The sequence below is a fragment of the Enterococcus sp. DIV0294 genome, from assembly GCF_050558155.1.
Taxonomy (GTDB): Bacteria; Bacillota; Bacilli; order Lactobacillales; family Enterococcaceae; genus Enterococcus; species Enterococcus faecalis.
In genome coordinates, this window is record NZ_CP187889.1 from 1,226,256 (window position 1) to 1,243,678 (window position 17,423).

Sequence of the window (17,423 nt, forward strand, 5' to 3'; positions counted from 1 at the left end):
AACAACTAAATGTAGTATTTCACAGATATCTTTTCAAAAATTTCGCTAGAATCAAGAATTACTGTAAGATCTAAAATAAGCCTCAAAGAGTTCAAAAAAATGCAAGCTGTTTCAGATTTTTTAAAAAGCATATCCCATACTGAAAGAAGGACTATTATATATAGGAGATGGTTTAACCTTACTTTCTTATGCCTATGAAGAATACATCAATCCAAAAAGTCCAGCATATGGAGATGTAAGTAAGGCCATTTATAGTGGGATTAATTCATTTGCTTGGGACATGGGGCCGCTAGAAGGAGCAGAATATGGAGGACCTGTTGGAGCTGTGTTGGGGACGGTGAATACTACTGGTCGTATGGGAAAAGATATTATTAATTCTATTCCCAAAATATGGGGAGATAAAGATGGATTTGGTTGGTCATCTTCTGCAGAAGATAAAAGAAAATGGTTAAATGAACAATATAAAAAACATGGAGAATATGAAGTGATTCCAACGGATAAAGAATATAAAATAGGGGTGCCTGCTCATAGTGGCAGCACTAATATTAACCCGCAAATGAATAACAAAATTTATAAAAGGAAGTGAGGTGCGTTTATGAAAAGTTTAAATAACATGATAAATATAATAACCTTTGAACAAGCAAAAAAAAATATAAACTACGACATACTTTTAGAAAATATATCAGGTGAAAAGAATACGTTGCTCAGCTATTCTATCAAAAAAAAATAATTTTGCTTGGGTCGATGATAATTCCTACTATATTTCTAATTGCAATGTCAACATACAATTTTAAAGATGTATCAAAACAAGGATATCCAATTTTTATGGCAATTATTGGAATATTTATAGGCATTGTTATTTTGAGTTGCTATTTATATTTCAAAATTTCTAAAAAAAATCGTTGTATAGGATTGAATCGATTTAATTATAAAATGATACTGTTTTCATTGAGTGAAGTTAGCGTATTTGGCTATAGTGGGATAATCGTATTTGCGCAATTTCAACAGTTGAACACATATATCAGACTGTTATTGATAGTGCTTTACTATATTTTACTGTATAAGTTAGTAGTAATAATAATTGTTACCGATAAAAAAAGTATTGAATGATACGTACGGTTTTGTATTACCCGTAAAAAAATGGCAACAAGGACTTCGTCGATTTCCAGCTAGATTGATTATATTTACTATTGTGGGTATGCAAGTATATAGAATAACAAAATCTTTCTTTATGTTATCTGATATAAATAACATAACTAATTTTCTTTACGGTGTCGTTGGAGGATTTGGTGTTATACTCGGTGGTTTTTGCGTAGGTTTACTTCCAACAACCTTTTTTGATGGGAATGAATTTATTCAAGGTGCATTAATAAAAAAATATTCAGAAGAATTTCGTAGAACGTTTTTTTTGATAAAGAAGAATGGTATAGGAACAAATAATAATAGTTGCAAACATTTAAAATATATGAAAACTAACAGAAGATATTCATAACGATTTTTTCAGTAATAAATAAAAGTAATCCGGATAAACTTCTATGAATGAGACCAGAATAGTTATGCCAATTCTAAAAAAAGTTGAGATTTTGGAGTTGCAATATAACTTCTGGCCTTTCTACATAATATAGCATTAAAACATATACTATTTGGCAAAGAGCGATACTTCTAAGTCTTTAGCAGTTCCTCTTGGCGTTCGTGGCAAAGATGACATTGTTTACTTGAACTTACATGAACGTGCCCATGGACCGCATGGACTTGTCGCAGGAACGACTGGCTCTGGTAAGTGTGAAATACACTGATTTGATGATTGGTATTAAATAGTTTTGAACTGATTAGAGTTTTCTCGTAAGGAAAGAGGAGAGAAAAGTTTGAGTTTGCTTATAAATGAGGAAGAGATATTTGAAGTGAGACTGACTAAGGCAGATGGGTACAAAAAAATTGGTATAGGACTAGGTGTTATTTTTGTCACACTTAGTTGCTTGGTATGGTTTTACTTTCCACTCTATAAAAATCCAGTGACAAGTAATATAATTTTTTTTGTTTTTTTAACAGTAGTGGCTATACTAATCAGTGCTTTATCCTTGCTTAAATTAATATGTATGTTTGCTTTTTTGATAATCGAAACTGGGATTAATGAGACTAAGTATATCAGAAAATATGGTGGCATTTTATATAGAATGGACAGTCATGGTTTGTCATATCATGAAAAGGGATTTCTAATAGTGCGTGGTTGGTCGGAGGTCATTGATGTAGGACTTTTCAGACAAATGGAAAGTGAGGTTATTTATAATTATCAAATAAAATTTAGTGATGGTGATAGACACACTTTTGATTTAAGAGGGAATTATCCAACGATAGCATTCAAAGAAAAAATTGAAGAATTCTGGTTTAAATACAATAGCTAAATTAATCTTCCTTCCCCCTCCTAGAAAACACAAAACCGTGGTACAATAACTTACGTAATAGACACACCTACTCCGAATGTCAAAAAAGGGCAGAAAAGTAGACAAGAAATTGTTTAAGGAGTAAAGTAAACTTACTTAAAATTTTGGGGGAAATAAAATGTATGATGTAATTATCATTGGTGCCGGTCCTGCTGGGATGACGGCAGCACTTTATGCATCACGGTCCAATCTTTCTGTATTGATGATTGAACGCGGTGCGCCTGGTGGGCAAATGAACAACACTGCTGAGGTAGAGAATTACCCAGGCTTTGATTCTATTATGGGTCCAGAATTGGCCTATAAAATGTATGAAAATGTAGAAAAATTTGGTACGGAAAATGCGTATGGCATTGTGATGGGCATCGAAGACCACGGATCCTATAAAGAAGTGATTTGTGATGACAAATCTTATGAAGCTAAAGCGGTAATTATTGCAACAGGCTGTGAACACCGAAAATTGGGTGTAAAAGGCGAAGAAGAATTTGCTGGCCGTGGTGTTTCTTATTGTGCCGTTTGTGATGGTGCTTTCTTTAAAAATAAACGCTTAGTAGTCGTTGGCGGCGGCGATTCTGCAGTTGAAGAAGCAATCTATTTAACGCAATTTGCTTCTGAAGTAGTGATTGTTCACCGTCGTGATGAATTGCGTGCGCAAAAAATCATTCAAGATCGTGCCTTTGCAAATGAAAAGATTTCCTTTGTTTGGGATACAGTTGTCGAAGAAATTGTTGGCAATGAAATGGTCGTGACAGGTGTGAAAGCCCGGAATGTCAAAACAGATGAAGTTTCTGAAATTGAAGCAAACGGCGTGTTCATTTACGTGGGGCTAGATCCATTAACAGAACCATTTAAGAAAGCTGGTATTACGAATGAGGCTGGTTGGATTGAAACAGACCAAGAAATGAGAACAAAAATTCCTGGTGTTTATGCCATTGGTGATGTCCGTGAAAAAACATTGCGTCAAATCACGACAGCGGTCGGTGAAGGCGGTATTGCTGGACAACAAGTATTTAACTACATTGAAGAATTAAAATAAAAAAATGCTTTTGCCTTTATTATTAAAGGCAAAAGCATTTTTTAATAGGTTCCTTTAATGACAAAATAAGAGCCGCGAATGGTTCCAGCTAATTTTGATTTTTGACGAGCAAATTTGAATTTTCCTTCAAATTCTGCAGGGATTGCCATACCATCTGAAAGTTTAAACCCAACGGCGCGTTTGCCTTCCTCAGCTAATGTGTACATCACGTTAACTGCTAAGCCATTTTCATAAAATACATAGGCCATTTTTATGCCATCTAAAGTGAAAGAAGAAATTTCAAGTGGCTTGTAAGGGAAATGTAACGCTCGTTCCAATAAAATTTTTTCAATCCAGGCCAATGTTTCTGGAGTTTCAGAGGCAGGGACGGTCGTAAAGCGATGTTTGTATTTATTCCAAAAATAGCGAGCTTCATTCGCTCTTAGTCCAGCAAGGGCAGGTGCCACTGGTGAACTTTCTAAACCAATAGTGGCTACTTCTTTAAAATCAACTGTATAAACCATGAATTGATACTCCCATCTTTTTCTTTTAAACTAAGTATAACGGTAGCAGGGGTAACGAACAATTATTATTACTTAAAAGAATGAAATTGGGACAGAACGATCGGCTTCGGAAAATGTTAAGGTTTCCGAATGCGTAGGTTCTGTCCCAAAGAGTATTTTAAGATTTGGTTATTTCGTGATAAGTTATACGCTTGTGCTTATTTATTGGCATCTAAGGTAACTTTTTCATCTGCCGTAGTCGTTTTAACATCTACTGTATAAACAAGTTTATTGTTATTTTTGGTTAACTTCCAAGTCAAAATACGTGGAGAAAGTCCTCCAACTTCTTTTTTTGCTTTGGCTAAAACGTCGTTAACAGCGTCTAATTCTTTGACTTCAGCAGCTGAAAAGGCTGTCTCGTTTTCGCCAAGTTGATTTGCTTCAGTATTTTTGGTGACTTTTCCTGTTTCAGGATTCACGTAAAGTGTTTCTGTATCGTTGGTAAAGATATAGCTGTAGTCACTTGCTGGTTCTGTATCAAATTGGACATTTACTAATGGTTTGCTGTTGCCAGCTTCTTTTTCGTAGATTTCAGCAGCTTGCTGCAAACTAACTTTGTACTTAGTATCTGTGACAGCATCTTTTCCTATGCCACAACTAGCTAAAATAAAAATAGCTCCTAAAAGTGAAAAAAATAGTAAAAATGGTTTTTTTAACATGAAATTACCTCGTTTCCTTTTATTAAGTATTCACAATCATTTAGTATACGGAGGTTTTATAAAAATTACAAACAAAAAATAATCCTTTAAGAGAAATTAAAGGATTATTTTTTGTTATTTATTCTGCACGTAAAGCAACTGCCGCATCTTTTTTCGCTGCCATTCGGGCAGGAATATGGCCACCAATCATGGTTAAGATTGTGCTAATTACAATCAAAATAATCCCGTGAATTGGATTTAAGGTGGCAACATTTTCTAAATCAGTCAGGTTATAGAGCACTGCATTGATCGGAAATGTTGCGAGAAAGGCAATCACAACACCAAGAATACCAGAGGCAACGCCTAAAATAGCAGTTTCGGCATCAAACACCCGGGTAATATCTTTTTTACGAGCTCCTAACGCTTTCAGGATACCGATTTCTTTGGTCCGCTCAATGACAGAAGTATAGGTGATAATCCCAATCATAATCATACTTGTAACAAGGGAAATCCCAGCAAATGCAATCAGCACATAGGTGATGGCATCCATTAAACCACCTGTTAAGCGGGTCATTGTTCCAGCTAAATCAGAATAGATGATTTGGTCTTTTTTATCTTTTCCTTTGTTATAAGCATCTAAATAATCAAGAATTTTATCTTTTGATTTGAAGTCGTTTGGATAAATCATAATACTTGAAGGGATTTCGTTCGCTCCTAAATAAGACAACAGGTTTTCTTTCGCGGAAGCATCTAATGTTTCGTTAGTCATAACGTTAGTGTTGCTGGCTTCTTGCGCTTTAACAATATCAGAGGTTTTGTTTTTGGCAATCATATTAGTTGAAAGTGCATCGCTATAAGCAATTCCAGGTGCTAATAGATTCATTGTTGAAGAATCTTTAATTCGCAAAATCCCTGAAATTGTTAATTCAGTATTTTCTGGGTTATCGTAAACAGCTTGCAAATCTTGGTTAGGAATGAAGTTGCCTGTCGGTAATTTGGTGTAAAATGCATTATTATTGGCTAATTTCATTTTTGTGCCAACAATGTCTGAAAAGGCAATCTTTTGATTATCTTTCACGTCAAAGCCAAGATTTTTTAAAGCATTAATATTGGTGGTATTGTTACTATCGACGATTAAAACGACATCGGTTTCTTTTTCTGGATAATTTCCTTCAAGCAACGAGTAATTGTCTTTTAAGAAATTGTTTTTTCCATTTTCTAGTTGTTTAGGAAAAGCAGAAACGCCGACGCCAGTTTGGGCAGCCATCATAGAAGCCATCGCGTTTGATTGGCCGTCGGGTGCATCGTTTGAAAATTTGACAGCTTGTGCTTTCCCGTTGATTTCTCTTAATAAGTTCATATTGACTAGACGAGTATAGCCGATATTATTACTTAATTCAGGATCAATGTGATTGACATAGTCAATAAACTTTTTATCAATTAAATTCGTGTGTTGCGCACGGTCCGCATCGCTAATTTTAGCAGTCACTTCTTTTTCTTTCGGGAAGGTGCCTTTTTTGTCCTGATTATTGAAACTTTCTGGATCTTGATCTGTCGCTATTTTAGAAATGGTAATCGGAAATTGCGCTAACGTTTCCGACTGAGTTTTATCAATTTGTTTCTGGAATCCTGTTGAAAGAGAAAGGACAATCGCGATACTGATAATTCCGATACTTGAAGCAAAGGCGGTTAAAAAAGTTCGCCCTTTTTTAGTGCGGATATTATTAAAAGACAAACGCAGCGCAGTCGTGAATTTCATTTTGGTGCGTTTCAATTCGAAAGGTTCTTTTTTTTCATGTTCAATATGAGGACGCGAGTCATGCCGAATTTGGCCATCTGAAAATTCAATAATTCGATCAGCGTATTCATGAGCTAATTCAGGATTGTGGGTCACCATAATGACTAATTTTTCTTTCGAAAGTTCTTGGATAAGTGCCATAATTTGCAGGCTGGTTTCTGAATCCAATGCACCAGTTGGTTCGTCACAAAGTAAAATATCGGGATCATTAGCTAAAGCGCGAGCAATGGCAACCCGTTGCATTTGACCGCCAGATAATTGGGAAGGTTTTTTATGGATATGGTCCTTCAAACCGACACGGATGAGTGCATCTTCGGCTTTTTGGCGTCTTTCTGCTTTTGAAATACCACTCAGTGTCATACCAAGCTCGACATTATCCAAAATCCCTTGATGACTAATTAAGTTGTAACTTTGAAAAATAAAACCAATTGAGTTATTCCGATAAGCATCCCAGTCGGCTTCTTTAAAATTTTTTGTTGATTTGCCGTTAATGATTAAGTCACCAGAATCGTAATTGTCCAATCCGCCAATCACATTCAACATCGTCGTTTTACCAGAGCCGCTGGGACCCAGAATGGCTACAAATTCTTGTTTTCGAAAAGCGACAGAGACGCCATCTAAAGCTTTAGTGGTCGTTCCGCCGACAGTATAATATTTTTTTATCTCTTTAAGTTCTAGCATATTTTTCGCATCCTTCTTCCAATTTATCAACAACACAACCTTAAGTTAGTGTATAACGTAACATAATAGTTAACAAAAATCAATCATTACTATTTGATAATCAAGTGAATTTAGTATACACTAGGTGGGAAACGAGGGAGAACATATGGATAAAGAGAAGCATTCATCAAATTTAGATATTAGTGTCTTTACTGAAATTTTTTCATATATGAGCCAATTGCTTTTTAAAGACCTAGACTTGGAGGATCTAAAATTAACAAAGTTAGACATGTTAATTTTATTAATTGTGGCAACGAATGAAGGAATCAGTATGACAGAGTTAGCCAACCAAGTAGGAACGTCGAAAGTTCAAGTGAGTCGCTCTATTGCGGGGTTAGAAGAACGAGCGATTGTTCAACGTCGCCATAATCAAGAAAATCGCCGCGTGGTTAATGTTTATACGACAAAAGAAGGCGAGAAGCTCTTTAAGCAAAAAGAAAATCAAGTAAAACAGCAACTATCTGAAACGCTTAGTGTTCTTTCCTTAGAGGATTATCAAGAGGTCAATCAACATTTTTTGGCGGTCATGAAAATTTTGTCCAATTATCAAGCGCTACGAAGAAAAACGTGTAAGGAAAACAACGCCAAAAAATAAAAAACATCGTTTGGCTATAAACCAAACGATGTTTTTTCTAGCCTTTGACAGAGCCAGAAGTCACGCCTTCTACATAGAAACGTTGCATTAATATAAATAAAATAGTAATTGGAATGGCAATTAGCACACATCCTGCTGTAAAAGCCATAAATAGTGAATTGGCTGTTGATTTGGTCATCATCGAAAAGAGACCAATCGCAACGGTGTAATTTTCAACTTTATCACCCATAATAACTTTTGCGAAAATAAAATCCATCCAAGGGCCCATGAAGGCGGTTAAAGAAGTATAGACAATAATTGGTTTCGACAATGGCAACGTAATTTTTGTGAAAATTTGCCACTTGTTGGCACCGTCAATCATAGCCGATTCGTCTAAAGCCATCGGAATGGTATCGAAGAAACCTTTGGCGATGTAAAAACCTAGCGCCGAGCCTGCAGAGTAAACCAGAATTAAAGCGAATAAACTTTCAGTTAAATTTAAGGCTTTTAAAATATAGTAAACGGCAATCATGCTCATAAAACCAGGGAACATATTTAAAACGAGCGCCACTTTTAAAAATGGTTTTCTTAAGCGGAAACGCAACCGGGACAGCGCATAAGCCATTGCGATTGTAATGAAAGTTGATAACAGACAGCTTGCGATGGAGACGAACAAGGTGTTCAAAAACCAACGGACAAAGGGGAAGTTGCCAGTCTGATTTGTTAATAATACTTTATAGTTTTCTAAAGTGAATGTTTTGGGAATGATATAGGGAACAAATGCACCGCCTTCGCCACGAAAACTTGTTAAGATAATCCACACAATGGGGAACATCCAAAAAACTGCTAAAATGGTTAGAATGATGTAAACGCTGGTAAGTGCAGTGCGTTGTTTTTTCTGGTAACTTTTTGCTTTAGCCATAAGTTACGCCTCCTTAAATGAATTCGTCCGTGTATAGGCAATTAAACTGAAGACTGCGGAAAGAATGAAGATTAAAATACCAATCACAGAGGCTAAATTGTAATCCATTGTATCGACAGTCAATTTGTATAACCAGGTAACTAAAAGGTCAGTTGAGCCTGCACCGTAGAAGTTAGAATTGGCTGGCCCGCCACCTGTTAATAGATAAATGACATTAAAGTTATTGATGTTGCCAATAAACTGTTGAATCAGCGCCGGGGTCATCACAAATAGAATTTGTGGAAACGTAATACTTTTAAAAATTTGCCATTTATTGGCACCGTCAATTCTAGCTGCTTCGATTTGATCTTCAGGAAGATTTTGGATAATCCCTGTAGAGATTAACATCGTAGCAGGAATACCAATCCACATATTGACAACAATAATGGTTAATTTTGCCCAATTCGGATCTGTTAAGAAGGGGATAGAAGAATCGATTAAGCCCCAGTTTAACAACAGAGCATTGATAGGTCCGGAACCATTTAAGAGGTTTCGCATAATTAAAAGTGAAACAAACGGAGGTACGGCCATCGTGATAACAAAAATAGTCCGCCAAAACGCTTTATATTTTAAGCCTTTTGTATTGATAAGCAAGGCTAAAATGATTCCAAAAAAGAAACAAGTTGCGGTTGCGAAAACAGCCCAAATCAAGGTCCAGCCAAGTACTGGAAAGAACGTTGAAGCCATATCGCCTGTGATTACATTACCTAGATTTGCCAAGCCAACCCAAGTAAAAAGGTTTTTCGGTGGCAAATGGTTATGGTCGTAGTTGGTAAAGGCAATTGAAATCATATACAACAACGGCAAGATGGTAAAGAAAAGAACGCCTAGTAAGGGAATCGTCATTAAAGTTGCATGGAAACGTTCGTTTAACAAGCTACGTAAATCATCCATAGTTGTTGGAATTTTTTTGCCGGCTGTCTTTAATTCATATAGGTGACGGGCGCTTTTTAAATTGATTACATATAAAATGATTAGCGATAAACAGACTAAAATTGCTGCAATTCCGAATAATAATAAGAGCATTGAATTATCGCCTTCTTTTAGAACTTCAATCCCTAAAGAATCATCATATACTAATCCTTGCTGTTGGGTCCCTAGTGTTCCTAGCATCATTAATGCGTGGAAACCATTACGGATTAACCAATAGATAAAGCCAATTTCAGCTGTTAAAAAGATGATTCCCTTTAACCACTGCTTGTTGGCAAAGTTTGCAGCACCCATAACTAAAAAAGATAGTTTTGTAGCGAAGTCGCCTTTTTTAAAGACCTCTCGAAATGACGTCTGGGCTTTCTTTTTCTTGAACATCTTCGTTCACTCACTTTCTACTTAAATAAAAAAGATAGAGGAAATGGGACAGCAGATTGAAGCTCGTCCCATTTCTTTACTCTTTTTATTCTTTTGCTTCTTTTGATGTGTCTTGGACTAATTTATCTAATTTTGCTTGATAATCCGCAGGTTTGATATTGCCTTTGTACGTATCATTGATCACTGCATCCATCGCAGGCCAGAATGAAACGATTTCTGGGATTTTTGGCATTACCACAGAGTGGGTTGGTTGCGCCATTTCTAAGATAGCTTTTGCAACAGTATCTTGTGTGATTTCTTCGTTTGTTTGTAATTTTTTGTTTGAAGGGACAAAACCGATTTCTTTGAAGTAAGTCATTTGTGATTTTTCACTTGTTAAATAGTTTGCTAATGTCATTGCGGCCAATGGTGCTTGTGTTTGTTGGTTGACAGCAAAACTACGAACGCCCAAGAAAGCTTTCATTTGTTTTTCTCCATTGCCAAAATCAATGGTTGGGTAGGCAGCGGCCCCCATTTTGTCGCCAAGAGCTTTTTCTACATCGTTTTTAGACCAAGGACCAGAAAGGAAGGCATCCGTTTTGCCAGAACCTAGATTAGACAATGCTTCTGTATTTGATTGGATCACACCAGGATTATTTTTTTGATCGGCAATCCATTGTAATACTTCTATACCTTGTTGGTTATTAAAGTTGGTACCTTTTGGATCTTCGCCATTTTCACCATATAAGTAATCGCCGTTACTCATAAATAGAGGACCGAAGATATAATTTGCGCCATCTTCGCCAAAATTGGTACCGATTTTGCCTTTTTCAGTTAAAGACTTCCAAGTTTTGATTTCCTCTGGAGAATACGTATCTTTGTTATAATAAAGAACTTGTGACTCTACGGCATAAGGGTAGGCATAGACTTTGTCTTTCCAAGTGACTCCTGCGACTGCCGAGTCGATATTGTTTTCTTTGACTTCTTTTTCATATTTTGTGTTAGGGTAAATCAGACCAGCTTCTGCCATTTGACCAATTTGATCATGTGGCATCATGAAAACATCTGCGGCAGCTTTAGGATCTTTTGCAATGTCTTTTTTAGCATCTGCCGAATTTCCAGCAGTTAAGTTAACTTTAATATCGGGGTTTTCTTTTTCAAAATCGGCGACAACTTTTTTAAAGACGCCCATATATTCAGTATCAACCCATAATTTTACGTCACCAGCTGCTTTGTTTGCTGAACCGCTTTCATTTTCAGCTTTCGTTTTTTCTGCGCCACCACAGGCAGTAAGTAAAACCGCGGAAGCACTTAAAAGGATACCGCCCATTAAAATCTTTTTCCAATTCGCTTTCATTTTTGAACCCTCCAAAAATTATTTTTTACAAGTCTTATTATGCAACCGATTGCGGAAATAATCAAGTGTTTTTCATCGAGAAAGTTAAAAAAGTTTTTTTGTTATAAATAACATACTGTTTATTTAAAGTGGTGTATACCACTAATTAAGCATTTTAAATAAAAAAATAAAAAAGGGTATACAAATGCAATCGTTTGCGCTAAAATGTGTTCGAGTATTAGAAAATACACGAAAAGCGACAATTAAAGGAGAGAATTAAATGAACACTGCTGCAATCTACCATCGTCCAGAAAGTGAATTTGCTTATCTTTATACAGAAGAAACAATGCATATTCGTTTGCGTACGGCAAAAGGCGACATTGCCTCTGTCCAATTAGTGCAAGGAGATCCTTATCTTTTAGGGAAAGAAAAGTGGTACCAACAGTCGTTAACCATGGAGAAGTTAGTATCTACGGAGTTATATGATTACTGGTTTATTGCATTAAGTGCAAAATTTAAACGCCTTTCATATGCTTTTACTTTAGTAGGGACGGATGGCTTGACGGCGTTTTATGGCGAACACGGCATTTATCCTTTAGAAGAAAAGTATTTAAAGATGGCGAATAATTATTTTCGGATGCCGTATTTTCATGAAATCGATCGTTTTAAAGCACCTGAATGGGTCAAAGAAACGGTTTGGTATCAAATATTTCCAGAGCGTTTTGCAAATGGTGATCCCACCAATGATCCTGAAGGGACGTTGCCGTGGGAATCTAAAAGACCAGATCGACAAGATTTTTTTGGTGGGGATTTGCAAGGGGTGCTAGATCATCTTGATTACATTGAAGATTTAGGTGTTAACGGCTTATATTTTTGCCCGATTTTTGAAGCGTTTTCTAATCACAAATATGATACGATTGATTATTTAAAAATTGACCCAGCTTTTGGTGATGGCGCTACCTTTAAGCGTTTAGTCGAAGAGTGTCATCGACGGGGCATTAAGATTATGTTGGACGCCGTTTTTAATCATATGGGGGACACTTCGCCTCAATGGCAAGATGTGTTAAAAAATGGCCAGGACTCAATTTATGCCGATTGGTTCCACGTAAATGAGTTTCCAGCTAGCTATGAAGAAAGTGCTGATTTTGAAGAAGCAAGCAACATTACCTATGATACTTTTGCATTCACTCCGCATATGCCTAAATTAAATACAGCAAATCCAGAAGTGCAAGCTTATCTTTTAGAAATTGCTCGTTATTGGATTGAGGAATATGATATTGACGCCTGGCGTTTAGATGTGGCAAACGAAGTGGATCATGCGTTCTGGAAAAAATTCCGGCAAACATGTGATGACGCAAAAGAAGATTTTTATATTTTAGGAGAAATTTGGCACTCGTCGCAAAGCTGGCTCCAAGGAGACGAATTTCATGCAGTGATGAATTATGCATACACAGATGCGATTATGGGCTACTTTGTCAAGCAAGAACTGTCCTTGGAAAAGATGCTTTCTGAAATGAACAACCAGTTAATGCTCTATCGACAACAAACGAATCAAATGCAGTTTAATGTTTTAGATTCCCACGATACACCACGCTTATTGCATGAAACGAAAGAGGATAAAGAGTTGATGCGCCAAGTATTAGCGTTTACGTATATTCAACCAGGCGTCCCTTGTCTTTACTATGGTGATGAAATTGGTATGACAGGTGATATGGATCCTGATTGTCGTCGTTGTATGGTTTGGGAGGAAAATCAGCAAGATTTGGATTTGAAGGGATTTGTAAAATCATTGATTGCCCTTCGCAAAAAGTATGCAGCTGTTTTTTCTGGTGGAACAATCGATTGGACAGGCACTTCTTTTGAAACGGGGTTGATTAGACTCGCTTGTCGTTTGGAGGAACAGACGATCTATGGGATTTTTAATACTGGCCAAGAGACACAATTTGTCGATAGAACTGATCGAGAAGTTTTGCTAAGTTCTTCTATCGAAATTGCTTCAGAACAGATAATGGTTTTACCAAAAGGTTTTCTTTTATATGAAGCATAATAATTAAGCAAAGGAATGTGAAGAAGAATGGAAAAACATTGGTGGCAAGAAGTCGTGGTTTATCAGATTTATCCTCGCAGTTTTAAGGATAGCAATGGAGATGGCATTGGAGATTTACCAGGAATTATTGAAAAATTGGATTATTTGGAAACGTTAGGCATTGGGGCTATTTGGTTATCACCAGTTTATCAATCACCCAATGATGACAATGGTTATGACATTTCTGATTATGAAGCGATTATGACAGAGTTTGGTACGATGGCGGATATGGATCGTCTAATTGAGGAAGCGAAAAAGCGAAAGATTGAAATTATTATGGACTTAGTGGTTAACCATACCTCAGATGAACATCGTTGGTTTATTGAAGCAAAAAAAAGCAAGGAGAACCCCTATCGAGACTATTATGTATGGGCTGATCCTGCTTCAGATGGCGGTGTGCCTAACCGATTGAAATCTGCCTTTTCGGGTTCGGCGTGGACGTTTGATGAAGCGAGTGGGCAATACTATTTGCATTTGTTTAGTAAAAAACAACCAGATTTAAATTGGGAAAACCAACAAATGCGTCAGTCGGTTTACGAGATGATGAATTTTTGGATTGATAAAGGAATTGGCGGTTTCCGTTTAGATGTAATTGACTTAGTGGGTAAAATTCCAGGAGAAGAGATCACCGCGAATGGACCTCATTTACATCGTTATTTACAAGAAATGAACGCCGCGACATTTGGAGGCAAAGAGCTGTTAACTGTAGGTGAAACATGGGGGGCCACACCTGAAATTGCAAAAATGTACTCTAGTCCAGAGCGTCATGAATTATCCATGATTTTTCAGTTTGAACATATGAGCTTGGATCAACAACCAGGTAAAGAAAAATGGGACCTTCAGCCAATGGAAGTTGCCAAGTTGAAACAGGTTTTTGCAAAATGGCAAACAGAATTAGGAAATGATGGCTGGAATTCTTTATTTTGGAATAACCATGATTTACCGAGAATGATTTCACGTTGGGGAAATGATCAAGAATATTGGTTGGAAAGTAGTAAGTTATTCGCTATTTTACTGCACATGATGAAAGGCACACCTTATATTTATCAAGGGGAAGAAATTGGTATGACCAATACGCCGATCACAGATATTCGTGAAGCACGGGATATCGAAACAATTAACATGTACCATGAGTATTTGGAAAAAGGATATTCTAAAGAAGAAATTTTGCTGAAAATTAATACTAAAGGTCGCGACAATGCACGCCGGCCTATGCAGTGGACCGCTGAAAAAAATGCTGGCTTTACGACGGGTACACCTTGGATTGATGTTAATTCCAATTATCAAACGATTAACGTCGCTGCTGCTTTGGCAGATAAAAATTCACTATTCTATACGTACCAAGAAATGATTCGTTTGAGAAAAGAACATCCTTTAATTGTTTGGGGCGACTTTGAATTGCTGGAAACAGTGGACGAAGTGATCAGTTTTTATCGTACCTATGGTGAGGAACGCTGGCTTGTTGTAACAAACTTTTCTGACAAAGTTCAGCCATTTTCTGCAGACGTTCATGTAGAACAAGTAATGATTGAAAATATGCCGACAGATGTCACTGCTTTAGCAGACTATTCGTTAGCGCCTTGGCAAGCATTTGTTGTGAAAGTGAGTCAATAAGATGGAACAATGGTGGAAAAATGCTGTCGGTTATCAAATTTATCCTCGGAGTTTTAAAGATAGCAACGGGGATGGCATTGGTGATTTGCAGGGAATTATTGAGAAATTACCGTATTTAAAAGAACTAGGGGTCGATTTTTTATGGTTAAATCCGATTTACACTTCGCCAAACGTTGACAACGGTTATGATATTGCGGATTATCAAGGGATTCAGCCAGAATTTGGTACGATGGAAGATTTTCAAGAACTTTTGGACCAAGCGCATCAATTAGGTTTGAAGATTATTCTTGATTTAGTGGTCAATCATACAAGTGATCAACATCCGTGGTTTGTTGAAGCAAAAAAAAGTTTAGATAATCCGTATCGTGAGTATTATTTATGGGCCGATGCGACACCAGAACGTATGCCGAATGAATGGCAAAGCTTTTTTGGTGGCTCGACTTGGACGTATGACGAGGATACAAAGCAAGCATATTTTCATGTGTTTGCAAAAGAGCAACCTGATTTGAACTGGAAAAATCCTAAAGTTCGTGAAGAGATTTATGCGATGATTCGCTGGTGGTTAGATTTGGGAATTGATGGTTTCCGATTAGATGCGATTAGTCATATCCAAAAAGAACCTTGGAATTTTAAGATTACCACGAATCCATGGGCTCCCTTTATGAATGTAAAAGGCATTGAAGACTATATGTTGGATTTGAAAGCTATTTTTGCTGAGTATGACATCATGACAGTGGGGGAAGCTAGTGGCGTTTCAAGTAAAAAAGCGGTGGAATGGACCAATGATGCGGGCTATCTGAATATGATTTTTGAATTAGAGCACAATGTTCGAGAAGGAAAGCCAGGAGAAGAACGGTTAAATATTTTAGGCTATAAAAAAGTAATGGCTCGCTGGCAAAAGCATTTAGGGACAGAAGGCTGGAATGCATTATATGTAGAAAATCATGATAATCCCAGAATCAATTCAATTTTAGGCAATGAAACCTCTCATTCTGCTAAGGCGATTGGAACAATCGCCTTGCTCTTGCGAGGAACGCCGTTTATTTATCAAGGACAGGAAATCGGCATGGTTAATTATCCGTTTCAACAGATTGACGAGTTAGATGCTAAAGATTCTCATAACCATTATCGTTTGCTTATAGAAAGTGGCTACGATGCGAAACAAGCATTGAAAGAAGTGGCGCATTGGACGCGGGACCATTCGCGTACGCCTATGCAGTGGACGAGTCAAGAGGCAAGTTCATTCACCTCGGGGCATCCGTGGTTAGCAATTCATCCCAATTTCAAAGAAATAAATGTGGCTGACCAAGAAACGGATGCACAATCCGTGTTGAATTATTATAAAAAGTTAATTGCGTTGCGGAAAGAAAATCCAGTCTTTACAGATGGACAGTTTGAACTATTAGCGCCCAATCATCCGTCTGTTTTTGCTTTTTTAAGAAAAACAACTGAGGCAACAGCGTTAGTGATTGTCAATTTAAGTGGAGAAAAGTGCCAATTTGACTTGCCGAATAAATTACTAGGCAGAAAGTGGCAACAATTATTAGGGAATCAAGATTTTACGGTGAAGAAACGGATGCAGTTAGCACCTTATCAGGCAGGCGTATTCCAATAACTGATTTGTTCTATAACGAGTGCAAGAGGCTTACTTTTAAGTGGGGCTCTTGCACTCGTTTTTAGGAACTTCAACAACCGAGAGACTTCGTAAATAATTGAATTTTTACAGAAATGCGTTATACTTACTTTGAGTAAGTTATTTAATTTTATGAAAGTAGGGGGAAATGATGCCGAAAACACGTGTAGAAGCATTTACAGATGCAGTCATTGCGATTATTTTAACGTTATTAATTTTAGAATTAAAAATTCCTGAAAAAGCAGATTGGTCTGCTCTGACCCAATCGGGACACAAAATCATTATTTATTTAATTAGTTTTGTTACTTTATTAATTTATTGGAACAATCATCATCATTTATTTCAAAGTGTCCGTAAAATTGATGGACGTGTCCTTTGGATGAATAATTTATTAATTTTGACGTTGACGTTTTTCCCGTTTGTTACTGGTTGGGTAGGTGAACATCCGTTTTCTTGGCCGCCACAAGCTTTATATGGTTTAGTAATATTAGGAGCTGATGTTGCTTATTATCTAGTGGTGCGGGCATTGATTCAGGCAAATGGGCCCAAATCCGAAGTACAACGTTTGTTTGGCCACTATCCAAAATTAACGCTTTCGATTGTGTTGAATATTATTGCGTTGATTGTAGGCAAACTGGTAGCGCCAATCGCTGTTCTGATTATTGATACGATTGTTTTAGTCATGTGGTTTATTCCTGAGCGAAAAGCAGAAATAAAGGAAACTTTAAAGTAGTTATTTTTTATTTATAACAAAAAAGTC

General features: G+C 36.9%; 15 protein-coding genes and 1 pseudogene. 10 read left to right on the forward strand and 6 right to left on the reverse strand.

Annotated elements, in window-relative coordinates; translation table 11 throughout:
- Positions 1–280: 280 nt before the first annotated feature.
- The 5 genes and pseudogenes from IGJ20_RS06100 to trxB all read left to right on the forward strand — a co-directional run bounded on the left by IGJ20_RS06100 (position 281) and on the right by trxB (position 3,474).
- Positions 281–586, forward strand: a complete 306-nt coding sequence (locus IGJ20_RS06100) for a hypothetical protein (protein ID WP_225581408.1) — start codon at positions 281–283, stop codon at positions 584–586.
- Positions 587–1,081: 495 nt separating this feature from the next.
- Positions 1,082–1,492, forward strand: a complete 411-nt coding sequence (locus IGJ20_RS06105) for a hypothetical protein (RefSeq protein ID WP_231414706.1) — start codon at positions 1,082–1,084, stop codon at positions 1,490–1,492.
- Between the two features lie 157 nt (positions 1,493–1,649).
- Positions 1,650–1,790 (forward strand): annotated as a pseudogene (locus IGJ20_RS06110) (FtsK/SpoIIIE domain-containing protein); the annotation flags it as partial.
- A gap of 75 nt (positions 1,791–1,865) precedes the next feature.
- Positions 1,866–2,402, forward strand: a complete 537-nt coding sequence (locus IGJ20_RS06115; protein ID WP_227301199.1) for a hypothetical protein — start codon at positions 1,866–1,868, stop codon at positions 2,400–2,402.
- 157 nt (positions 2,403–2,559) lie between these two features.
- Positions 2,560–3,474: a thioredoxin-disulfide reductase gene (gene trxB, locus IGJ20_RS06120; protein ID WP_002357780.1), complete on the forward strand. Its 915-nt coding sequence runs from the start codon at positions 2,560–2,562 to the stop codon at positions 3,472–3,474.
- A gap of 41 nt (positions 3,475–3,515) precedes the next feature.
- Here the strand turns inward: trxB and IGJ20_RS06125 are convergent, their stop codons facing one another.
- The 3 genes from IGJ20_RS06125 to IGJ20_RS06135 form a co-directional block, all read right to left on the reverse strand.
- Positions 3,516–3,977 (reverse strand): hypothetical protein, encoded by a 462-nt coding sequence (locus tag IGJ20_RS06125; protein WP_010777597.1) that lies wholly within the window; start codon positions 3,975–3,977, stop codon positions 3,516–3,518.
- Between the two features lie 197 nt (positions 3,978–4,174).
- Entirely contained in the window at positions 4,175–4,675 is a 501-nt protein-coding gene (gene camE, locus IGJ20_RS06130; RefSeq protein ID WP_231414707.1) for a plasmid sex pheromone cAM373 precursor, read from the reverse strand.
- 118 nt (positions 4,676–4,793) lie between these two features.
- The gene (locus tag IGJ20_RS06135) at positions 4,794–7,133 is read right to left on the reverse strand and encodes an ATP-binding cassette domain-containing protein (protein ID WP_025193772.1); all 2,340 of its coding nucleotides are present in this window, start codon (positions 7,131–7,133) and stop codon (positions 4,794–4,796) included.
- Positions 7,134–7,257: 124 nt separating this feature from the next.
- Between IGJ20_RS06135 and IGJ20_RS06140 the strand changes: the two genes are divergently transcribed.
- Entirely contained in the window at positions 7,258–7,767 is a 510-nt protein-coding gene (locus tag IGJ20_RS06140) for a MarR family winged helix-turn-helix transcriptional regulator (RefSeq protein WP_002365578.1), read from the forward strand.
- A gap of 37 nt (positions 7,768–7,804) precedes the next feature.
- Here IGJ20_RS06140 and IGJ20_RS06145 read toward each other — a convergent pair whose 3' ends face one another.
- From IGJ20_RS06145 to IGJ20_RS06155, 3 genes are all read right to left on the reverse strand, one after another.
- Complete coding sequence (locus IGJ20_RS06145) at positions 7,805–8,668, reverse strand: sugar ABC transporter permease (protein WP_002360454.1); 864 nt, start codon at positions 8,666–8,668, stop codon at positions 7,805–7,807.
- Between the two features lie 3 nt (positions 8,669–8,671).
- Positions 8,672–10,015, reverse strand: coding sequence for a carbohydrate ABC transporter permease (locus tag IGJ20_RS06150; RefSeq protein ID WP_002357775.1), 1,344 nt, complete (start codon positions 10,013–10,015; stop codon positions 8,672–8,674).
- An 85-nt stretch (positions 10,016–10,100) separates the two neighbouring features.
- Positions 10,101–11,351, reverse strand: coding sequence for an extracellular solute-binding protein (locus IGJ20_RS06155; RefSeq protein WP_002395113.1), 1,251 nt, complete (start codon positions 11,349–11,351; stop codon positions 10,101–10,103).
- Positions 11,352–11,610: 259 nt separating this feature from the next.
- Here IGJ20_RS06155 and IGJ20_RS06160 point away from each other — a divergent pair, with 259 nt between their 5' ends.
- From IGJ20_RS06160 to IGJ20_RS06175, 4 genes are all read left to right on the forward strand, one after another.
- Positions 11,611–13,377, forward strand: coding sequence for a glycoside hydrolase family 13 protein (locus tag IGJ20_RS06160; protein WP_202522501.1), 1,767 nt, complete (start codon positions 11,611–11,613; stop codon positions 13,375–13,377).
- A gap of 27 nt (positions 13,378–13,404) precedes the next feature.
- Positions 13,405–15,030, forward strand: coding sequence for a glycoside hydrolase family 13 protein (locus IGJ20_RS06165; RefSeq protein WP_104890972.1), 1,626 nt, complete (start codon positions 13,405–13,407; stop codon positions 15,028–15,030).
- A 1-nt stretch (position 15,031) separates the two neighbouring features.
- The gene (locus IGJ20_RS06170) at positions 15,032–16,645 is read left to right on the forward strand and encodes a glycoside hydrolase family 13 protein (RefSeq protein ID WP_202522502.1); all 1,614 of its coding nucleotides are present in this window, start codon (positions 15,032–15,034) and stop codon (positions 16,643–16,645) included.
- Between the two features lie 169 nt (positions 16,646–16,814).
- Positions 16,815–17,396, forward strand: coding sequence for a TMEM175 family protein (locus IGJ20_RS06175; protein WP_202522630.1), 582 nt, complete (start codon positions 16,815–16,817; stop codon positions 17,394–17,396).
- Positions 17,397–17,423: the final 27 nt, after the last annotated feature.